The sequence below is a fragment of the Vibrio sp. 10N.222.49.C9 genome (assembly GCF_041474985.1).
Taxonomy (GTDB): Bacteria; Pseudomonadota; Gammaproteobacteria; order Enterobacterales; family Vibrionaceae; genus Vibrio; species Vibrio crassostreae_C.
The window spans coordinates 1-309 of record NZ_JBFRVD010000826.1; the positions used below are offsets into that span (position 1 = coordinate 1).

The window sequence follows — 309 nt, forward strand, 5'->3', positions numbered from 1 at the left end:
TTGTTTATGGGTAATGATGCGAGCAATGTGTCAGCAAATGAATCCTATCGAATGAATCGAGAAGTGGTTCAAACAGAGCCGGCTAAGTTACCCCTATTACAAGCAAAGGTGCTAGCGACTAAGCTCAATGCACGTAAAGAGCCACATACAAAAGGCAAGATCCTGTACAAGCTAAAACGCAACCAGACCGTTGATGTGTATATGAAGCAGGACGGCTGGTGGTTGGTTGACGTGAATGGCGTTAGGGCTTGGGCAAGTGCCAAGTACCTGCGGGCTCAATAGACACTATTGCTCAACCGTACACTAGAG

1 protein-coding gene is annotated in these 309 nt (G+C 46.9%); it reads left to right on the top strand.

From position 1 onward, the window contains the following. On the top strand, positions 1 to 282 hold a 282-nt coding region (locus tag AB4585_RS25795; protein WP_372171623.1), incomplete at its 5' end, for an SH3 domain-containing protein. Positions 283 to 309: the final 27 nt, after the last annotated feature.